Source organism: Amycolatopsis vastitatis (assembly GCF_002234595.1).
GTDB classification, from domain to species: domain Bacteria; phylum Actinomycetota; class Actinomycetes; order Mycobacteriales; family Pseudonocardiaceae; genus Amycolatopsis; species Amycolatopsis vastitatis.
On sequence record NZ_NMUL01000010.1, the window covers coordinates 35,515 to 56,027 of the forward strand.

17 protein-coding genes are annotated in these 20,513 nt (G+C 70.5%); 16 read left to right on the top strand and 1 reads right to left on the bottom strand.

Going from position 1 to position 20,513, the window contains the following annotated elements; all coding sequences use genetic code 11:
• Positions 1-10: 10 nt before the first annotated feature.
• The 13 genes from CF165_RS12660 to mpaM all read left to right on the top strand — a co-directional run bounded on the left by CF165_RS12660 (position 11) and on the right by mpaM (position 14,957).
• Positions 11-1,240 carry a cytochrome P450 gene (locus CF165_RS12660; RefSeq protein ID WP_093947692.1) on the top strand — a complete coding sequence of 410 codons (1,230 nt, stop codon included), beginning with the start codon at positions 11-13 and terminating at the stop codon, positions 1,238-1,240.
• A 21-nt stretch (positions 1,241-1,261) separates the two neighbouring features.
• Positions 1,262-2,416 carry a cytochrome P450 gene (locus CF165_RS12665; protein ID WP_093947693.1) on the top strand — a complete coding sequence of 385 codons (1,155 nt, stop codon included), beginning with the start codon at positions 1,262-1,264 and terminating at the stop codon, positions 2,414-2,416.
• The gene (locus CF165_RS12670; RefSeq protein ID WP_093947694.1) at positions 2,406-3,602 is read left to right on the top strand and encodes a cytochrome P450; all 1,197 of its coding nucleotides are present in this window, start codon (positions 2,406-2,408) and stop codon (positions 3,600-3,602) included. Before CF165_RS12665 ends, CF165_RS12670 begins: the two co-directional genes overlap by 11 nt.
• Positions 3,603-3,686: 84 nt before the next feature.
• On the top strand, positions 3,687-4,913 hold the full coding sequence (locus tag CF165_RS12675) for a cytochrome P450 (protein WP_093947695.1): 1,227 nt from the start codon (positions 3,687-3,689) through the stop codon (positions 4,911-4,913).
• A 67-nt stretch (positions 4,914-4,980) separates the two neighbouring features.
• Positions 4,981-6,459, top strand: coding sequence for a tryptophan halogenase family protein (locus CF165_RS12680; protein ID WP_093947696.1), 1,479 nt, complete (start codon positions 4,981-4,983; stop codon positions 6,457-6,459).
• A gap of 59 nt (positions 6,460-6,518) precedes the next feature.
• Positions 6,519-7,739 carry a glycosyltransferase gene (locus CF165_RS12685; protein ID WP_093947697.1) on the top strand — a complete coding sequence of 407 codons (1,221 nt, stop codon included), beginning with the start codon at positions 6,519-6,521 and terminating at the stop codon, positions 7,737-7,739.
• A gap of 76 nt (positions 7,740-7,815) precedes the next feature.
• On the top strand, positions 7,816-8,643 hold the full coding sequence (locus CF165_RS12690) for a PIG-L deacetylase family protein (RefSeq protein WP_093947868.1): 828 nt from the start codon (positions 7,816-7,818) through the stop codon (positions 8,641-8,643).
• Positions 8,643-9,614 carry an acyltransferase domain-containing protein gene (locus CF165_RS12695; RefSeq protein WP_158226767.1) on the top strand — a complete coding sequence of 324 codons (972 nt, stop codon included), beginning with the start codon at positions 8,643-8,645 and terminating at the stop codon, positions 9,612-9,614. Before CF165_RS12690 ends, CF165_RS12695 begins: the two co-directional genes overlap by 1 nt.
• Entirely contained in the window at positions 9,611-10,417 is an 807-nt protein-coding gene (locus tag CF165_RS12700; RefSeq protein ID WP_240521557.1) for a PIG-L deacetylase family protein, read from the top strand. The genes CF165_RS12695 and CF165_RS12700 overlap by 4 nt, the downstream gene beginning before the upstream one ends.
• A 14-nt stretch (positions 10,418-10,431) precedes the next feature.
• The gene (locus CF165_RS12705) at positions 10,432-11,583 is read left to right on the top strand and encodes a glycosyltransferase (RefSeq protein ID WP_093947699.1); all 1,152 of its coding nucleotides are present in this window, start codon (positions 10,432-10,434) and stop codon (positions 11,581-11,583) included.
• 173 nt (positions 11,584-11,756) lie between these two features.
• Entirely contained in the window at positions 11,757-13,415 is a 1,659-nt protein-coding gene (locus CF165_RS12710) for an ArnT family glycosyltransferase (protein ID WP_240521558.1), read from the top strand.
• 103 nt (positions 13,416-13,518) lie between these two features.
• The gene (locus CF165_RS12715) at positions 13,519-13,989 is read left to right on the top strand and encodes an acyl-CoA thioesterase (RefSeq protein WP_093947700.1); all 471 of its coding nucleotides are present in this window, start codon (positions 13,519-13,521) and stop codon (positions 13,987-13,989) included.
• Between the two features lie 23 nt (positions 13,990-14,012).
• On the top strand, positions 14,013-14,957 hold the full coding sequence (gene mpaM / locus CF165_RS12720; RefSeq protein ID WP_240521559.1) for a daptide-type RiPP biosynthesis methyltransferase: 945 nt from the start codon (positions 14,013-14,015) through the stop codon (positions 14,955-14,957).
• Positions 14,958-15,043: 86 nt separating this feature from the next.
• On the opposite strand, the gene CF165_RS12725 is transcribed toward mpaM, so the two are convergent.
• Complete coding sequence (locus CF165_RS12725; protein ID WP_093947702.1) at positions 15,044-16,327, bottom strand: aminotransferase-like domain-containing protein; 1,284 nt, start codon at positions 16,325-16,327, stop codon at positions 15,044-15,046.
• Positions 16,328-16,498: 171 nt separating this feature from the next.
• Here CF165_RS12725 and CF165_RS12730 point away from each other — a divergent pair, with 171 nt between their 5' ends.
• From CF165_RS12730 to CF165_RS12745, 3 genes are all read left to right on the top strand, one after another.
• A complete protein-coding gene (locus tag CF165_RS12730) occupies positions 16,499-17,362 on the top strand; it encodes an alpha/beta fold hydrolase (RefSeq protein ID WP_093947703.1) in 864 nt (287 codons plus the stop codon).
• Positions 17,363-17,535: 173 nt separating this feature from the next.
• Complete coding sequence (locus CF165_RS12740; protein ID WP_093947704.1) at positions 17,536-19,281, top strand: amino acid adenylation domain-containing protein; 1,746 nt, start codon at positions 17,536-17,538, stop codon at positions 19,279-19,281.
• Positions 19,282-19,295: 14 nt separating this feature from the next.
• Positions 19,296-20,486: a cytochrome P450 gene (locus CF165_RS12745; protein WP_093947705.1), complete on the top strand. Its 1,191-nt coding sequence runs from the start codon at positions 19,296-19,298 to the stop codon at positions 20,484-20,486.
• Positions 20,487-20,513 lie beyond the last annotated feature (27 nt).

Sequence of the window (20,513 nt, forward strand, 5' to 3'; positions counted from 1 at the left end):
CAGCCGCTCGATGCGGACGGTTGGACAGCCGGCCGGTCGACGCGAAAGGACCTGTGAGGTGGAAGAGTTCGAGGAGCTCAACGTCACCCTGCCGACGGAACTGCACTGGCGGGACCGCTTCGACCCGGTCCCGAAGCTGCACGCCCTGATGCAGGCGGGCCCGATGACCGAACTGGGCACCGAGAGCTCCCCCGGGGGCCGGACCGCGTGGCTCGCCACCGGGTTCGACGAGGTCCGGCAGGTGCTCGGCTCGGACAAGTTCAGTTCCCGGCTGCTCTACGGCGGGACCGCGGCCGGCATCACCTTCCCCGGCTTCATCACCCAGTACGACCCGCCGGAGCACACGCGGCTCCGGCGGGTCGTCTCGCCGGCCTTCACCGTCCGGCGGATGGAGAAGTTCCGGCCGCGGATCGAGCGGGTCGTCGGGGACTGCCTGGACGCGATGGAGTCCGTCGGCGGCCCGCTGGACTTCGTGCCGCACTTCGGGTGGTCCATCGCGACGACGGCGACCTGCGACTTCCTCGGCGTTCCCCGGGACGACCAGGCCGGCCTGGCGCGCAGCCTGCTCGCCAGCCGGGCCGAGCGGACGGGGAGCCGGCGCGTGGCGGCCGGGAACAAGTTCATGACGTACATGGGCCAGATCGCGGCCCGCACCCGCCGCGACCCCGGCGACGACATGCTCGGCGTCGTGGTCCGCGAACACGGGGACGAGATCACCGACGCGGAGCTGACCGGGCTGGCCGCGTTCGTCATGGGTGCGGGCGGGGACCAGGTGGCCCGGTTCCTCGTGGCGGGAGCGTGGCTGATGGTCGAGGCGCCCGAGCAGTTCGCGCTGCTGCGGGAGAAGCCGGACGTCGTCCCGGACTGGCTGGAGGAGGTCGTCCGGTACCTCACCACCGACGAGAAGCTCACCCCGCGCATCGCGCGGGAGGACGTGCGCATCGGCGCGCACCTCGTCAAGGCGGGCGACACCGTCACGTGCTCGCTGATCGGGGTGAACCGCCGGAGCTTCCCGGGCCCGGAGGACCGGTTCGACATCACCCGGGGGAAAACGCCGCACGTCGCGTTCGGGCACGGCATCCACCACTGCCTCGGCAGGCCACTGGCGGAGCTGGTGTTCCGGACGGCGATCCCGGCGCTGGCGCACCGCTTTCCCGCGCTCCGGCTGGCCGAACCGGACCGCGAGATCAAGCTGGGACCGCCGCCGTTCGACGTGAAAGCCCTGCCGCTCGACTGGTAGTGCCCGAAGCTGAGGAGAATCATGGTTGTTCCGCTGCCGCACCAGCGGCTCCGGCTCGATCCGGTGCCGGAGCTCTGCGAGCTGGAAAAGACCGGGCCACTGCACGAGTACGAAACCGAGCCGGGGCTGGACGGCCGCAAGCAGTGGCTGGTCACCGGCTACGACGAGGTCCGGGAGATCCTCGCCGACCCCGAGCGGTTCAGTTCGATGCGCCCGGTCGACGACGAGGCGGAGCGTGCCTGGCTGCCGGGGATCCTGCAGGCCTACGACCCTCCCGAGCACACCCGGCTGCGCGGGACCGTGACCCGGGCGAACACCGTCCGGCGGATCGAGGCCTTGCGGCCCCGCGTCGAAGAGGTCGTCGAAGAGTGCCTGGACGACTTCGACAGCATGGGGTCGCCCGCCGACTTCGTCCGGAACGCCGCCTGGCCCATCCCGGCGCTGATCGCCTGCGACTTCCTCGGCGTCCCCCGCGACGACCAGGCCGAGCTGTCGCGGATGTTCCGGGAAAGCCGGGAAAGCCGGATTCCCCGGCAGCGCAACCTCTCCGGGCTGGGCGTCGTCAACTACGCGCAGAAACTGGCGGCCCGCAAACGCCTCGACCCCGGCGAAGGGATGATCGGGGGCATCGTGCGCGACCACGGCGACGACGTCACCGATGAGGAACTGGCCGGCCTCGCCGAAGGGATCATGATCGGCGCGGTCGAGCAGATGGCCTCCCAGCTGGCGATCGCGGTGCTGCTCCTGGTCACCCACCCCGCGCAGCTGGCGCTGCTTCGCGAGCGACCGGACCTCGCGAACGGCGCCGCCGAGGAAGTGTTCCGCTACGGATCGATCGTCGAGACCCCGTCGCCCCGGACCGCCCTCGTCGACGTGCGCATCGCCGGCCACGACATCCACGCCGGCGACGTGCTGACCTGTTCGATCCTGGCGGTCAACCGGGCCAGGGGGGACCGGTTCGACATCACCCGGCCCAACCCCGAGCACATCGCCTTCGGGCACGGCATCCACCACTGCATCGGCGCGCCGCTGGCCCGGCTCCAGCTGCGCGTGGCGCTGCCCGCGGTGGCCCGCCGGTTCCCGGCGCTCCGGCTGGCGGTCCCGGAGGAGGACCTGCGGTTCAAGCCGGGCAGGCCGGCCCCCTTCGCGGTCGAGGAGCTTCCCGTTGAGTGGTGACGCATCGCCGCCGGTCCACACGCGACGGCAGGGCTTCGACCCGGCCGACGAACTGCGCGCCGCCGGAACGCTGACGAAGATCACCATCGGGTCCGGGGCGGACGCGGAGACCACCTGGCTGGCCACGGGCTACGCCGTCGTCCGGGAGGTGCTCGGCGACCACCGGCGGTTCAGCACCCGGCGCCGCTGGGACCGCCGCGACGAGATCGGCGGGACGGGCATCTACCGGCCGAGCGAGCTGGTCGGCAACCTGATGGACTACGACCCGCCCGAGCACACCCGGCTCCGGCAGCTGCTCACCCCGGCGTTCACCCTGCGCAAGATGCGGCGCCTGCGGCCGGCCATCGAAGAGGTCGTGACCGAACGGCTCGATGCCATGGAACAGGAGGGCTCCCCGGCGGACCTGGTCGAGCTGGTCGCCGACCAGGTGCCGGGACCCGTTCTGTGCGGGCTGCTCGGGGTGCCCCGGGACGACCGCGCCGAGTTCATGCAGCTCTACCACCGGCATCTCGACGCGTCGCTGAGCTCGAGGAGGCGGGCGTCCGCCGGCGACGCGTTCTCCCGCTACCTGCTGGCCATGATCGCCAGGGAACGCAAGGACCCCGGCGAAGGGTTCGTCGGGACGGTCGTCGCCGAGCACGGCGACACGGTCACGGACGAGGAGCTGAGAGGCGCCTGCGTGCAGCTGATCCTGGCCGGCGACGACAACATCTCCGGCATGATCGGGCTGGGCGTGCTGGCCCTGCTGCGGAACCCCCCGCAGATCGCCGCGTTCCGGGGCGACGACCAAGCGGCGGACCGGGCGGTCGAAGAGCTGATCCGGTACCTGACGGTCACCTATGCCCCGACACCCCGGATCGCCAAGGAGGACGTCACCCTCGCGGGCCAGGTGGTCAAGGCGGGGGAGACGGTCACCCTTTCTCTTCCCATGGCCAACCGGGATCCCGCGCTGCTGCCGGACGCGGACCGCCTCGACGTCACGCGCGAGCCCGTCCCGCACGTCGCGTTCGGACACGGCGTCCACCACTGCCTGGGGGCCGCCATGGCCCGGCTCACGCTCGGCTCGGTCTACCGCATGCTGTGGCAGCGTTTTCCTGCGCTGAGACTGGCTGATCCCGGCCGGGAAACCCGGTTCCGGTTGACCACTCCCGCGTACGGATTGTCCGAGCTGATGGTCGCGTGGTGATCCGCATTGTCCATTGTGCGGTGCTGGACTTGTTTCCGGACCGCGGGCGAAGATTGCGTTGCCGAGTGAAGGAGTTTTTCCCGTATGGATCACGATGTCGATCAGGAAGCGCCGATCGTGGAGCCGACGGCCAACTACATGTTGAGAACGCTTTGTGATCCGCACGAGGACATGTTCGAGCTCCGGGCGCACGGTCCGCTGGTGCGGATGGTCGGAAACGCCTCGACGCAGCTACGCACGAATTACGTCTGGCAAGCGTTGGGCTACGACGTCGTGCGGCAGATTCTCGGTGATCACGAAAATTTCACGACGCGGCCTCGGTGGAGCTCGGCGGAATCGATCGGTGACGAGCCCATCCCGCCGGATCTCGTGGGGCAGCTGTCGGTTTACGACCCGCCCGAGCACACCCGCCTGCGGGGGATGCTGACGCCGGAGTTCACGGCCCGGCGGATCCGCAGGCTCGAACCCGCCATGCAGGAGCTGATCGACGAACGCATCGACGCGCTGGAGGCGGCGGGGCCGCCCGCGGACGTCCAGGCGCTATTCGCGGACCCGGTCGGCGGGGGAGCCCTGTGCGAACTGCTCGGCATCCCGCGCGACGACCGGACCGAGTTCATCCGCCGGGTCCGGCAGAACGTCTCGCTCAGCCGCGGGTTCAAGGCCAGGGCGGCCGACAGCGCGGCGTTCAACCGGTACCTGAACGGCCTCATCACCCGGCAGCGCAAGGACCCCGACGAGGGGTTCATCGGTTCGCTCGTGCGAGAGCACGGGGACGACGTCACCGACGCCGAGCTGAGGGGCGTGTTCACGGCGCTGATCCTCGGTGGTGTCGAGACCGTCGCGGGGATGATCGGGTTCGGGGTCCTCGCGCTGCTCGACCACCCCGGCCAGCGGGACCTGCTGTTCGCCGGCCGTGAGGAGGCGGACCGGGTGGTCGCCGAACTGCTTCGGTACCTCTCGCCCGTGCAGCAGCCGAACCCGCGGCTGGCCATCAGGGACGTCGTCGTCGGCGGCCACCTGATCAAGGCGGGGGAGTACGTCCTGTGCTCGATCCTGATGGCCAACCGGGACGAAGCGCTGACGCCGAACGCGAACGTCCTCGACGCGAACCGCGTTTCCGGTTCGCACGTCGGGTTCGGGCACGGCATCCACTACTGCATCGGCGCGGCGGTGGCGAGAACGCTGCTGCGCATGGCTTATCAAACGCTGTGGCGCCGGCTTCCCGGGCTGCGCCTGGCCGTGCCCGTCGAGGAAATCAAACTCAGGAACGCGTTCATCGATTGTCCTGACCAATTGCCGGTCGCCTGGTAATACGTGATCGCGGTACGGTCGGAAAACAGCCGCAACAAATTGGCACTCGATAGAGGAATGGTGGCGAATGTCGGTCGAACAGTTCGATGTGGTGGTGGCTGGTGGCGGGCCGAGCGGTTCGACCGTGGCCACCCTCGTGGCGATGCAGGGGCATCGGGTGCTGTTGCTGGAGAAGGAGGTCTTCCCCCGCTACCAGATCGGTGAGTCCCTGCTGCCCTCCACGGTGCACGGGGTGTGCAAGATGCTCGGGGTCTCGGAGGAGCTGGCGGCGGCGAACTTCCCGGTCAAGCGCGGTGGCACGTTCCGGTGGGGTGCCCGCCCGGAGCCGTGGACGTTCTCCTTCTCCGTCTCGCCACGGATCACGGGGCCGAAGGCGTTCGCCTACCAGGTCGAGCGGGCGAAGTTCGATCACATCCTGCTGAAGAACGCCAGGAGCAAGGGCGTGGACGTGCGAGAGGGCTGCACGGTCACCGAGGTGCTGGAAGACAGCGAGCGCATCACCGGTGTGCGGTACACCGACGCGGACGGCAACGAGCGCGAGGTGTCCGCGACCTTCGTGATCGACGCGTCCGGCAACAAGAGCCGGCTGTACTCCAAAGTCGGTGGCTCACGCGAATATTCGGAGTTCTTCCGCAGCCTGGCCCTGTTCGGCTACTTCGAGGGCGGCAAGCGGCTGCCCGAGCCGTATTCGGGCAACATCCTGAGCGTCGCGTTCGACAGTGGCTGGTTCTGGTACATCCCGCTGAGCGACACGCTGACCAGCGTCGGCGCGGTGGTCCGCCGGGAGGACGCGGACAAGATCCAAGGTGACCGGGAGAGCGCCCTCAACGCCCTGATCGCCGAATGCCCGCTGATCTCGGAGTACCTTTCCGGCGCGACCAGGGTGACCTCCGGCAACTACGGCGAACTGCGGGTGCGCAAGGACTATTCCTACCAGCAGCCGTCCTACTGGCGTCCGGGCATGATCCTCATCGGCGATGCCGCGTGTTTCGTGGACCCGGTGTTCTCCTCCGGAGTGCACCTGGCCACCTACAGCGCGATGCTCGCGGCTCGTTCGATCAACAGCGTCCTCGACGGTGACATGGACGAGAAGACCGCGCTGACCGAGTTCGAGGCACGGTACCGCCGCGAGTACAGCGTGTACTACGAGTTCCTCGTCGCCTTCTACGAGATGCACGTGGACGAGGAGTCGTACTTCTGGTCGGCCAAGAAGGTCACCAAGGACGTCGAGCACACCGAGATCGAGTCGTTCGTCGACCTGGTGGGCGGCCTGTCCTCCGGCGAGGCGGTGCTGGCGGCGAAGACCCGGATCGCCGAGCACAGTGCCGAGTTCGCCGCGGCCGTCGACCAGATGGCCGGCGGCGACGATGCCAACATGGTGCCGCTGTTCAAGTCGCACGTGGTCCGGCAGGTGATGCAGGAGGGCGGCCAGGAGCAGATGCGGGTTGTGCTCGGCGAGGACGCCGAGCCCGAGCTGCCGCTGTTCCCCGGCGGCCTGGTGACCTCGCCCGACGGGATGAAGTGGCTGCCGCACCGTCCGGTGTGACGGGGCGGCACGTGGATCAGTTCGCCGACGGCCGGTGACAGGGAACAGGGGATTGCGCGATGCGGGTGTTGTTGTCGACGACGGGATCACGCGGGGACCTCGACCCGCTGGTCGCCCTGGCGGTGCGGTTGCGGGCACTCGACGTCGAGGTGCGGGTGTGCGCACCGCCGGACTCCGGGGCCCGGCTGGCCGAGGCCGGACTGCCGCTGGTGCCGATCGGCGGGTCGGCGCGCGCGAAGGTGCACGGGAAGCCGTCGCCCAAGGACGCGCCCCGGCTCTCGGCCGAGGCGATCGCCACGCAGTTCGCGGAGGTTCCCGCGGCGGTCGAGGGGTGTGACGCGGTGCTGGCGACCGGGGTGCTGGCCGCCGCGGTCTCGGTGCGGTCGGTGGCCGAGAAACAGGGCATCCCCTACGTCTACGCCTGTCACTGCCCCATTTTTCTGCCGTCGCCGTACTATCCGCCGCCGCCACCGCTGGGCGAGCCGCCCGCCCGGGACGTGACCGACAACCGGGTGCTGTGGGAACGGAACAACCAGAGTGCCTACCGGCGGTTCGGGGACCCGCTCAACGAGGAACGGGCCGCGATCGGGCTGCCGCCGGTGGCGGACATCTTCGGCTACGGCTACACGGATCGTCCGCTGCTGGCGGCGGACCCGGTCCTGGCCCCGCTGCAGCCGACGGACCTCGACGTGGTGCAGACCGGGGCGTGGATCCTGCCCGACGAACGGCCCCTTTCCGCGGAGCTGGAGGCGTTCTTGGCGGCCGGTCCGCCGCCGGTGTACGTGGGTTTCGGCAGTTTGCGCGCCCCCGAGGACGCCGCCAGGGTGGCGATCGAGGCGATCCGCGGCCTGGGCCGCCGGGTGATCCTGTCCCGCGGCTGGGCGGACCTGACCCTGATCGACGACCGGGACGACTGTTTCGCCGTCGGCGAGGTGAACCACCAGGCGTTGTTCCGCCGGGTGGCCGCCGTCGTCCACCACGGCGGGGTGGGGACGACGACCGCGGCCACCGGGGCCGGCGTCCCCCAGGTCGTGGTTCCCCAGATGGCGGACCAGCCGTACTTCGCCGGGCGGGTGGCCGCGCTGGGTGTCGGGGCGGCGCACGACGGTCCGACCCCGACCGTCGAGTCCCTGTCGGCCGCGCTCGCCACGGCCCTCGCCCCGGAAACCCGCACGCGAGCGACCGCGGTGGCCGGCACGATCCGCACCGACGGGGCGACGGTGGCCGCGGAACTGCTGCTCGACGCGGTCACCCAGGAAACGCCGCCGGTTTCCGTGTGAACCGGACCGGTACGCCCGGAATACGTCCAGCCTGGAGGTGTTGATGCGTGGCAACGCGGTCACCAAACTGAACCCCATGTTCGCACTGCCCGGCGCGGCCCGGATTCTGGCGATATCCCCGCATTTCGGCGATGCGGTCCTGTCCCTCGGAGGCAGTCTCTCCCAGGCCGTGCGGGACGGCGCGGAGGTGACCGTCTATTCGGCGTTCGCCGGCACGGCGTCGCCCCCGTACTCCCCGGCGGCGGAGCGGATGCACGGAATCTGGGGCTATTCGCCGGATGACGACGTGCAGCTCTGCCGCCGGGAGGAGGACGTCGCCGCGCTGACCCCTTTGGGGCTGGGGCACCGGCACGGCCGGTTCCTCGACTCCATCTACCGCAAGCTGCCCGACGGCCAGTGGTTGACCGACCACAAGGAGGGCAAGCAGAAGCTGGCCACCAACAAGGACGCGCCGAGCAGTGACCCCGATCTCGTCGCCGAGATCCAGGGTGACCTCAAGGCGGTCATCGACGAGGTCGCCCCGGCACTCGTCGTCACGAGCGCGGCGATCGGTGGTCATCCCGACGACAAGGCCGCGCGAGACGCCGCGCTGTTCGCCTCGTCCGAAAAGGACATACCGGTCCGGCTCTGGGAAGACCTTCCGTATGTGCTGTTCCGGTCGGGCACGGTGGAGCTGCCGCCCGGTTTCCGGCTCGGCTCTTCCGAATTCGGCGCCGTGGAACCGGGGATGCGGACGCGGAAATTCGAGGCCGTGCGGGGCTACCCGTCGCTGCTTTCGATGTTCGACGGGCCGGGCAAGGATTTGTTCGGCGGGCTGGACGAGCATGCCGGGGAACTTTCACCACAAGGCGGCTACGGCGAAAAAACCTGGCCGGTCACCCGCGGCGAAGAGGGCGGTTGCTGATGGATGCCGAGGTAGTGCGCAACGACCTGAAGCTGGGCGACGGGGAGGAGATCACGGCGTGGCTGGCCGAGCTCGACGAGGTGGGCCCGCCTGGCGAGCCGGTGCGGCTGCCGCGGGGAGACGAGGCACGTGAGCTCCTGCGGCGGCTGGAGGTGCCGGAGGCCGACGTCGAGGAGATCGTGGCCGCCCTTCCCCGGCCGGATCGCGACCCGGCCGTGTGGTGGCTGCTCGAGCGCACCCACCACGCGATCGTCGTTCGCATGGGCGACTGGAAGACGCATCGGAGTGCCGCGCCGTCGCTGCCGTCCGACATCGGCGCGGTCGCACGCTACTTCCACGTGTACGTCTTCCTCGCGACGATTCCGGCCGTGCGCCGGTTCCACGCAAGCCGGGACGTTCCCGAGGCGATCACCTGGGACACCCTGGACCAGCTGGGGGAGCTGGTCGAGGTCCACCGCCGCAAGTTCGGCGAGGGCGGGATGAGCAAGCAGTACTGGACCGCCTGCATCCTGAGGGGCATCGTCTTCCGGCTCGGTCGTCTGCAATTCGACCTGGGGATCGGGCGCGACGGCGAACCCGAACTCGGCCTGCACATTCCCGAACGGGGTGGGCGGCTCGTTCCCGAGATCTTCGAGGAATCGCTGCGCCGGGCCCGGCCGTTCTTCGACCGGCACTTCCCCGAGCACGGCGCGCGGGTGACGACCGGCATGTCGTGGATGTACGACCCGCAGCTGGCGGAATATCTCACCGAAGAGGACTCCCACATCGTCCGGCTCAGGCGGGGTTGGACGCTGATCGACTCCGAGCCGTACATGATCGGAGACCGGTCGATTCTGGAGTTCGTGTTCCGGTACAACGGCCAGCCGCTGGACGAGCTCCCGCAGCACACGCGGCTGCAGAAGGCCGTGGTCGCCCATTTGAAGGCGGGACGGCACTGGTACAACCGGGTCGGTCAACTGGAGTTGCCATGATGTTCCGGAATCCGGAGGTGTCCCGGCTGTTGGCGATATCCCCGCATTTGGACGACGCGGCCCTCTCGTTCGGGGCCGGCGTTGCCGAGGCGGCGCAGGACGGCGTGAAGGTGACTGTCTACACAGTCTTCGCCGGTACCGCGCCGCCTCCGTATTCCCCGGTGGCGGAGGAGATGCACGAAGTCTGGGGCCTCTCGCCGGAGGACGACGCACCGCTCTACCGGCGGAAGGAAGACGCCGCCGCGCTCGGCCACCTCGGGGTGGACCACCGGCACGGCCGGTTCCTCGACTCCATCTACCGCAGGTCGCCGGACGGCCGGTGGCTGACGGACCGCGTGGTGGGGCCGACACAGGACGAACGGCGGCCGGGCATCGATCCCGATCTCGTCGCCGAGATCAGGGACGACATCAAGTCGGTGATCGAGGAGATCGATCCCACGCTCGTCGTCACGTGTGCGGCCGTCGGCGGCAACCGCGACCACGTGACCGCGCGAAATGCCGCGCTGTTCGCCGCGCGCGACAAGAACGTTCCGATCCGGCTGTGGGAAGACCTCCCCTATGCCCTGTTCGGGAAGGCGCGGGCGGTCGAGCTCCCCGACGGTTTCGGGCTCGGCTCTCCCGATTTCGCCCCCGTCGGGGCCGAGGTGCGGACGCGGAAATTCGAAGCGGTGGCGAAATATCCGTCCCAGCTGGGCATGCTCGACGGACCCGAGCGGAACTTGTTCGCCCGTCTCGAAGAGTATTCCCGGAAAACTTCACCGCAGCACGAGTACGGCGAAACGACCTGGCCGGTCGTCCACTGAACAGGGGGATGCGAATGCGGGTGTTGTTTTCGGGGAACGGAACGCGCGGGGACGTCGAGCCGCTGGTGGCGTTGGCGCTGAAGCTGCGGGAGCTCGGTGCCGAGGTGCGAATGGCCGCACCGCCGGACTACGTGGAGCGACTGGCCGAGGTCGACGTGCCGCTGGTGCAGATCGGCCCGGCGGTGCGCAAAGGGGCACGCAGGGCCGGGCTGCCGCCGGGGGCGCCCGAACTCGCGGACGCGATGATCGCCGAGCAGTTCGGCAAGCTCCAGGTCGCTGCCGAAGGGTGCGACGCGGTGGTGGCGACCGGCCTGCAGACCAGTGCGGTCGCCGCGCGGTCGGTGGCCGAAAGCCTGGGGATCCCCTACCACTACACCTTCTACTGCCCGGACTACCTGCCGCCGGAGCGGGACCAGCACAACGAGGGCGCCTTCAGGCTGTTCGGCGGCGCGCTCAACAGCCGGCGGGCCGCACTCGGCCTGCCGCCGGTGGAGAAGGTCTTCGACTACGGCTTCGGTGACCGGCCCCTGCTGGCGGCGGACCCGGTCCTGGCCCCGCTGGGTCAGACGGACATCCAGGTCCAGCAGACCGGTGCGTGGATCCTGCCCGACGAACGACCGCTCTCCGCGGAGCTGGAGGCGTTTCTCGAGGCCGGTCCGCCGCCGGTGTACGTGAGTTACGGCAGCGGGCCCGCGCCCGCCGACGCGGCCAAGGTGGCCATCGAAGCGATCCGCGCCCAGGGCCACCGCGTGATTCTTGCCCACGGCTGGGCGGAGCTGGCGTTGATCGACGACGGCGCCGACTGCCTGGCCGTCGGCGAAGTGAACCAGCGGGTGCTGTTCGGCCGGGTGGCCGCGGTCGTGCACCACGGCGGCGCCGGCACGACGACGGTGGCCACCCGGGCCGGTGTTCCCCAGGTCGTGGTGCCGCAGAAGGCGGACCAGCCGTATTTCGCCCGCCGGGTGGCCGAGCTCGGTATCGGTGTGCACGAGGACAAGACCCCGACCTTCGGCTCCTTGTCGGCCGCGCTCACCACGGTCCTGGCCCCGGAAACCCGCGCCAAGGCGATGACCGTGGCGGGCACGATCCGCACCGACGGGACAAGCGTGGCCGCCGAACTGCTGCTGGGCTCGGTCAGCCGCGAAAAGCCGTCGGTTCCGGCGTAGGGCGGCCTGACCGCCGGCACCGCATCACCCCTCATCTCCCGGCCGCGGGCGAAGGCGCACGGCCCGGCAGGGATTTGCCCGGTCACCTGGAGCGGAGTGTGCTCGTCGCCGCTCGCGTGGGATGAGGGTCCTGACCGGCCACCACCGACACGTCACACCTGGAGGCATCGGAGTTGTCCGAAGTACTCGCTTCTCTGCCTTCGTCGTCCCGGGACGCCGTGCCCGGCGGCCGGTCTCCCCGCTGGATGGTGTGGCGCTCGCCGGCCGGTCAGCCGGGATGGGCCCGGCCGGCGCTGCTGGCCATCGCGGCCGTGGCGGCGGTGCTCCATGCCTGGAATCTGCCGCGGGCCGACTTCGCGCCGCTGTACTCGCAGGCCGTCAAGGGCATGTCCGAGAGCTGGAAAGCGCTGTTCTACGGGGCCATCGACGCGAACGCGACGGTCACGCTCGACAAGCTCGCCGGGTCGTTCGTGCCGCAGGCCGTCTCCGCCCGGATCTTCGGGTATCACGCGTGGTCGCTGGCGCTGCCGCAGGTGATCGAGGGCGTGATCTCGGTGCTGGTCATGTACCGGGTCGTGCGGCGGTGGGCGGGCGTGGTGCCCGGGTTGCTCGCCGCCGGCATCTTCACCTTCACGCCGGTGGCCGCGTCGATGTTCGGGCACAGCATGGAGGACGGCGCGCTGGTCATGTGCCTGGTGCTCGCCGCCGACGCGTACCAGCGTGCCGTCATGGAAGCCCGGCTGCGGTCGCTGGTGTGGGCCGGCGTCTGGGTCGGGCTGGGCTTTCAGGCCAAGATGCTGCAGGCGTGGATGATCCTGCCCGCGCTGGCGATCGGGTACCTGCTGGCCGCGCCGGCCGGGCTGCGCCGCCGGCTGGGGCACCTGGCGGTGGCCGGGGTGGTGACGATCGCGGTGTCGCTGTCGTGGATCGCGCTCTACACCTTCACGCCGGCCGGCGCCCGGCCCGCCATCAACGGCACGACGAACAACAGCGCCTTCACCATGGTGTTCGGGCACAACGGTCTCAGCCGCCTCGGCATCGCGCTGCCCGGGACCGTGCCGAACAACGGCCGCGTCAGGGCGGTCGTCGGCCCGGGACAGCACCTCACGCCCGGTGAGCTGAACGGGGAAGGTCTGCCCGGGGCGCCCCAGGGCCCGGCCGGAACGCCGGGCAACGGGCCGGCCGCGGCACCCGGCGCGGGCCCGGAAGCGGACGGCGGCGCGGCCAAGCTGCTCGCCGGGCGCCTCGGCATCGCGATCGGCTGGCTGTACCCGCTGACGTTGCTGGCCCTGCTGTGCGGCCTCTGGTGGCGCCGCCACGCGGAACGCACCGACCCGGAGCGCGGCGGGCTGGTGATGTGGGGCGTGTGGCTGCTGACGTTCGGCCTGACCTTCAGCGCGACCGATGTCCCGCACACCGCGTACGTCGCCTCGCTCGCCCCGCCGGTCGCCGCACTGGCCGGCCTGGGCATCGTGCGGTTCTCCCAGGCGTACCGGCGCGGCGGCAGGGCGGCTTGGCTGCTGCCGGCGGCGGTCCTGGCCGAGCTGGTCTGGGCCGCCTGGTTGTGGTCCGATTATCTCGGCTTCCTGCCGTTGGCGCTGTTGAGCACGCTCGCCCTCGGCGTGGCCGCCATCGTCGTGCTGGTGCTGGGGCGGGTGGGCAAGCCCGCCTCCGCCGCTGTGGTCAGGGCCGGGCTCGCGCTCGGTGCCGCGGCCATCCTGGCCGCGCCCGTCACGTATGCCGCTTCCGTGCTGGGCCCCGCGTACAGCGGCAACTCCTTCGACGCCAACGCCGGACCGGTGAAGGTGGAAGGGGTCCCGCAAGGAGGGTGAGCCGGGACTTCCGAAGTCCCGGGGCGGCGGCGCACAGCCCGGGGCCGGTGCCACGGCCCGCCCTGTCATCCGTTACGAAGACGACGAAGATGAGGGATACCCGATGACCGAGGTCGTCACCGAGCCCACGGCCCCCGCCCTTCCGGTCGAAGCGGGGAGCGGTTCCCGGCACGTCTACCACCGCCAGATCCGCTTCGCCGACATCGACGCCCACGGCCACGTCAACAACGCCCGGTTCCTGGAGTACCTGGAGGACGCCCGGATCGACCTCTACCTCGGTTTCGCGGGCGCGCTGCGGGAGGACAGCGACGGGCTGCCGTCGGTCGGGTTCGTGATCGTCCGGCACGAGGTCGCCTACCGCAAACCGCTGAAGTTCCGGGACCGCGCGGTGCGGATCGAGTCGTGGGTGACCAAGGTCAGCTGGGCCAGCTGCGAGCTGGCCGGGGAGGTCCGCTCGGCCGACGAGGTGTTCCTCGAGGCCCGCTCGACGGCGGCGCCGGTCGACCCGGACACCGGCAAGCCGCGGCGGTTCACCGTTCCCGAGCGCGCGTTCCTCGAGGGCTACCTGATCTGACGCCGTACTTCGGAAACACAAGAATGGGCAGCCGCTTCGGCGGCTGCCCATTTTTTCGTTTTTTGGGGACTCGTAACGAGGGCCTGATTTGTCCATTTCTCACCAGTGTCGAAGAAAATCACAAACCGTATTCTGGTCCGGTGAGTGATCAAATGGTGAGCGGACCGGCGCGTACCGCTCGGGCGGACGTGCTGCTGGCCGCGGCGGGGGAACGAGGCGTTCTGTGCGATTTCTACGGAGAGGAGGCTGCCGGCATCTATCGCGACATCATGCATGAGGACCCCTGGGAAGCCCGGGAATACGCGGCCCGCATCCGGCCGTCGCCCGGACCGGTGCTGGAGCTCGCGGCCGGAACGGGCCGGCTGACCTTCCCGCTCCTCGAGCTCGGCCGGGAAATGACGGTTCTCGAACTGTCACCCGCCATGCTCGCCGTTCTCCGTGAGCGGCTGACCGCCGCGCCGGCGAGCGCTCGTGATCGGTGCACCGTGGTTCGCGGGGACATGAGCGCCTTCTCGGTGGGCAAGCGCTTCGGAACGGTGGTCGTCAGCCCGGGCTCGATCAACCTCCTGGGCGGTGCGGGCCGGGCCGGTCTGTACGCGTCGGTCCGCGATCATCTGGAGCCCGGCGGGAAGTTCCTGGTCGGTGTTCCGGAGAAGAACGCAGGCAAACCGGAGACGCTGGAGCGTTCCCAGGAGATCCCGGGGGCGAGTGGCCGGCGGTACGTGCTGCACACCAGGCTGATCCCCGCCGAGGAGACCCGTGAGGTCACCGTCTGCCCCGCCGACGAAACGGCGGACCCCTTCCCCGTCTGCACGAGCCGCATCCGGCTCGTCGACGCGGACCGGGTGGTGCGGGAGCTCGGGCAAGCCGGATTCGACGTGACCGAGCGAGTCCCGCTCGTGTTCGCCGGGGGACGTCATCAGGACGTCTTGCTGGTGGCGGTGCTTTCGGGCAGCGACCGTCCGTGAAAGGCGAAAGACAAGAGTGGGCAGCCGCTTCGGCGGCTGCCCACGATTCGTTTTGGGGGCCTCCGCCGAAGCGGAGGCCGTCGTCGTCAGAGGCGTGCGGTGATGAGCGCGGCGAGCCTGGAGACGCCCTCCTCGATCAGTTCCGGGGTGAGCAGGCTGATCGACAGCCGGAGCTGGTTGAACCCGCCCTTGCCGCCGTAGAAGTGGTGCATCGGGGTGAACAGCACGCCGTGGTCGCGGGCGGCGACGGCCAGCAGGTCGTCGTCGACGGTGAAAGGAACGGTGACGGTGACGAAGAACCCGCCCGTCGGAGTGTTCCAGCGGACGCCGGCGCGGCCGCCGAGCCGCCGCTCGAGCTCGCCGAGCATGAGCCGCAGGTTGCGCTGGTAGACGGCGATCTCGCGGGCGTTGGCCTTGGTCAGGCTGAAGTCGTTGAGGAGCAGCTTCCCGGCGATCACCGCCTGGGCGATGGGGGAGGTGTTCACCGTGAGCATGCCCTTGAGCTTCGACAGCTGGTCGGCGAGCAGGCCGCCCCCGGCCACCTGCTGGTCCGCCACGGCGTAGCCGACGCGGGCGCCGGGCATGCCGGTCTTGGCGAAGGATCCGATGTAGACCACGGTCCCCGAGCGGTCGAGGGCTTTGAGCGTGGGCAGGCGCTCGGCCCCGAAGAGCCCGTACGCGTTGTCCTCGAGGAGCAGGATGCCGTTGGCCTCGGCGACCTCGAGGAGGCGGTGGCGGGCCGGCAGGTCCATGCTGGTGCCGGTGGGATTGGCGAAGTTCGGGGTCACGTAACAGGCCCGGACCCGCTTGCCCTGTTCGTCGGCCCGCTTCAGCTGCAGGACCAGGTCGTCGGGGTCGATGCCGTTCTCGGTCGACCGGACCGGCCAGACCGGGGTGTCGGTGAGCAGCGCCGCCCCGGTCAGGCCGACGTAGGTGGGGGCGGGCGCCAGGAGCACGTCGTGCTCGGCCGCCCGCAGCGTGCGCAGCACCAGGAACATGGCTTCCTGGGCGCCGACGGTGACCACCACGGATTCCGGGGCGGCCTTGATGCCCTCGTCCTCGGCGAGGTTGCGGGCGACGAGATCGGCGATGACGCCCTTCGTGGTGCCGTACTGGAAGAGCGTGCGCGTGACCCCCGCTTCGTCGAGTTTCCGGTCGCGGCGGAGGTGTTCGCAGTAGGCGTCGAGGTACTCGTGGATGAGGCGGATGTCGAAAAACTCTTCGTACGGCCGGCCTGCCGCCATGGAAATGGCCACAGGGTATTCGTCGATCAATTCGTTCAGCAGGTTCATCGACGAGATGGCCGGATCGTTGAGCGATCCGTGCAGCGTTTCCATGCTCAATTGAGTGGACAGACCGTAAGAATCCATGAATACTAGGATTTAGTCACGCCTTCGAGGTGTCAAGCAAAAGCCGTGGACGCCGGTCGTTTCCGCGTATTTCCGTCCGTGTCCATTCCTGGCCACTCCGATGACTCGATCTTTGCCGGTACGGTCACCGGCGTGGGATGACCTCCGATATCTCCACGGGGGAGGAGCAGCATGCTGATGACGACTCGAGACGGGATCCGGTTGTCCTACCACGACCAGGGGGACGGCCCGCCGGTCCTGTTGCTGACCGGCACCGGGGCGCCGAGCTCGGTGTGGGACCTGCACCAGGTACCCGCGCTGCGCGCCGCCGGTTTCCGGGTGATCACCATGGACAATCGCGGAATCGCGCCCAGCGACGAAGGCGCGGACGGGTTCACCGTCGACGACCTCGTCGCGGATGTGGCCGCCCTGCTCGAATACCTCGACGCGACGCCGTGCCGCGTGGTCGGGACGTCGATGGGCGCGTACATCGCGCAGGAGCTGGCCCTCGCCCGCCCGGACCTGCTGGACGCCGTCGTGCTGATGGCGGCCTGCGGCCGGAGCAGTCACGTCCAGCGGGTGCTCGCGGAGGCCGAGGCGGAACTGATCGAACAGGGGACCGAGCTGCCGCCGGGCTACCGCGCCGCCGTGCGCGCGATGCACAACCTGGGCCCCGCGACGCTCGCCGACGACGACCTCGCCGCCGACTGGCTCGACCTGTTCGCGGCGTCGGAGAACCGGGGGCCGGGCGTCCGGGCGCAGCTGCTGCTGAGCGCGCTGCCCGACCGCCGCGAGGCCTACCGGGGGATCAAGGTGCCCTGCCACGTCGTTTCGTTCGAGCACGACCTCGTGGCGCCGCCGTCCGCCGGAGCCGAACTGGCCGACGCGATCCCCGGCGCCACACACCGCACGATCCCGGGGTGCGGGCACTTCGGCTACCTGGAGAAGCCCGAGATGGTGAACCGCGAGCTGATCCGGTTCCTCCGCACCGAACCCGCTGTGCCGACCGGGGCCGGGCGCGCTGCCACCCGGACCCCCGCCGAACGGCGAGTGTGACGACCGGGCTCCGCCACCCGGCCCCCCGAAACCTGTGTTGCAGCCGGGGCTTCGCCCCGGGCCGGGGGCTCCGCCACCCGGACCCCCGAAAGACCTGTATTGCAGCCGGGGCTTCGCCCCGGGCCGGGGGCTTCGCCACCCGGACCCCCCGAAAGACCTCTAGAGGAGACCGCATGACCGGCGCGATCGTGCCCCCGTCCACGGCGCCCGCCCTGTTCGAGGCGGCCGCCGCCGCGGTGCCGGACCGGCCCGCCGTGGCGATGGGGACCACCACGCTGACCTACGCCGAGCTCAACACGCAGGCCAACCGGCTCGCGCGGCGGCTCGTGGCGCACGGGGTGGGCCCGGAGCGGCTGGTCGCACTGGCGATGCCGCGGTCGATCGAGTTCGCCGTCGCGATGCTGGCCGTGCACAAGGCCGGCGGTGCGTACGTGCCGATCGACCCGGACTACCCGGAGGAACGCCGTCAGCACATGCTGGCCGACACGGCGGCGCAGTGCCTGCTGTGCCTGCCCGGGCAGGACGCGGCCGGCGCTCCCGTCGTGCTGAGCGTGGCGCCGGCGGAAACCGGCCGTCCCGAGCCGGACCTGGACGACTCCGACCGGCTCGCCCCGCTGCTGCCCAGTCACCCCGCGTACGTCATCTTCACCTCGGGCTCGACCGGGCAGCCGAAGGGCGTGGTGGTCACGCACCGGGGCATCCCGAACCTGGCCGCCGACTACGTGCACCGCCAGAACCTGTTGCCCGACAGCAGATTGCTGGCTTTCGCCTCCCCCAGCTTCGACGCCGCCGTCGCCGAGTTCTGGCCGATCTGGCTGGCCGGCGCCTGCCTGGTGCTGGCGCCCGCGCCGGACCTCATCCCCGGCGAGCCGCTCGCCCGGCTGGTCCGGGACCAGCACATCACCCACGTGACGCTGCCGCCGTCCGCGCTGGCACCGCTGGAGGAAGCCGGCGGCCTGCCCCCGGGGCTGACCCTCCTGGTCGCGGGCGAGGCGTGCCCGGCTCCGGTCGCGAAACGCTGGGCCTCCGGCCGCGTCATGATCAACGCCTACGGCCCCACCGAGGCCACGGTCGCGGTGACCGCGAGCGACCCGCTGACCGGTGACGGCACGCCGCCGATCGGCAGGCCGATCACCGGTGTCCACACCTACGTCCTGGACGACCGGCTGGCCCCCGTCCCGGACGGGACCGTGGGCGAGCTGTACATGACCGGCCCCGGCCTCGCCCGCGGTTACCTGCACCGGCCGGCCGCGACCGCCGAGCGGTTCCTGCCGGACCCGTTCGCCGGCCCGGGGGAGCGCATGTACCGCACCGGTGACCGGGTCCGGGCACGCCCGGACGGCCAGCTCGTCTTCGTCGGCCGGGCCGACGACCAGCTGAAGGTGCGCGGTCACCGGATCGAGCCTGCCGAGGTCGAGTCCGCGCTGCTCGCGGTGGACGGGGTGGCCCAGGCGGTGGTGACCGAGCACGACAACCGGCTCGTGGCCCATGTGGTCGGTGCCGGGGGCACGCGGGTGAGTGCCGAAGACCTGCTGCCGTCGCTGCGGAAGCAGCTGCCCGCCTACCTGGTCCCCGACGTGGTCGTCAGCCTGCCGCAGCTGCCCACCACCCCGAACGGCAAGGTCGACCGGGCCGCGCTGCCCGCTCCCGAACGGGAGGACGCCGGGCGCGCGGTCTCCGGGCGGCCGCCGAGCACGCCGACGGAAATCCACCTGGCCGCGTTGTTCGCCGAAGTGCTCGGGGTCAGCAGCGTCGGCGTGGAGGACAGCTTCTTCGACGTCGGCGGCCACTCGCTGCTCGCCACCCGGCTGGTGTCCCGCATCCGCGAAAGCCTGCGGGTCCGCCTGCGGGTGCAGGCCTTCTTCGACGCGCCCACCGTGGCCGAGCTCGCCAAGGTGCTCGACGCCGCCCTGACGTGACCTGGAGACCCTTCATGCAGACGACGAACGCCGTCGACCTCGGCAACCCCGACCTGTACACGACCCTGGAGCGGCACACCCGCTGGCGCGAGCTCGCGGCGGAAGACGCGATGGTGTGGAGCGAACCGGGCAGTTCCCCCGGCGGCTTCTGGTCGGTGTTCTCGCACCGGGCGTGCGCCGCGGTCCTCGCGCCGTCGGCGCCGCTCACCTCCGAGTACGGGATGATGATCGGCTTCGACCGCGACCACCCCGACAACTCGGGCGGCCGGATGATGGTGGTCTCCGAACACGAGCAGCACCGCAAGCTGCGCAAGCTCGTCGGGCCGCTGCTGTCCCGGGCGGCCGCGCGCAAGCTGGCGGAGCGGGTGCGGACCGAGGTCGGCGGCCTGCTCGACGGGGTGCTCGACGGCGGGGTGTGCGACGTGGCCACGGCGATCGGCCCTCGCATTCCCGCCGCGGTCGTGTGCGAGATCCTCGGCGTGCCCGCCGAGGACGAGGACATGCTCATCGACCTGACCAACCACGCGTTCGGCGGCGAGGACGAGCTGTTCGACGGGATGACGCCACGGCAGGCGCACACCGAGATCCTCGTCTACTTCGACGAACTGATCACCGCGCGCCGCAAGGACCCCGGCGACGACCTCGTCAGCACGCTGGTGACCGACGACGAGCTCACGATCGACGACGTGCTGCTCAACTGCGACAACGTGCTGATCGGCGGCAACGAGACCACGCGGCACGCGATCACCGGCGCGGTGCACGCGCTGGCGACGGTGCCCGGCCTGCTGACCGCGCTGCGGGACGGGAGCGCGGACGCCGACACCGTCGTGGAGGAGGTGCTGCGCTGGACCTCGCCCGCGATGCACGTGCTCCGGGTGACGACCGCCGACGTCACGATCAACGGCCGTGACCTCCCGCCGGGCACCCCGGTGGTGGCGTGGCTGCCCGCCGCGAACCGGGACCCCGCCGAGTTCGACGACCCCGACGCGTTCGTGCCGGAGCGAAAACCCAACCGGCACATCACCTTCGGGCACGGCATGCACCACTGCCTCGGGTCCGCGCTCGCGCGCATCGAGCTGTCGGTCGTGCTGCGGGTGCTGGCCGAGCGGGTGTCCCGGGTGGAGCTGGAACGGGAGCCGGAATGGTTGCGGGCGATCGTCGTGCAGGGGTACCGGGAGCTCCCGGTGCGGTTCACGGCGCGCTGACCCATCCGTCCACTATGGACTCCGAGG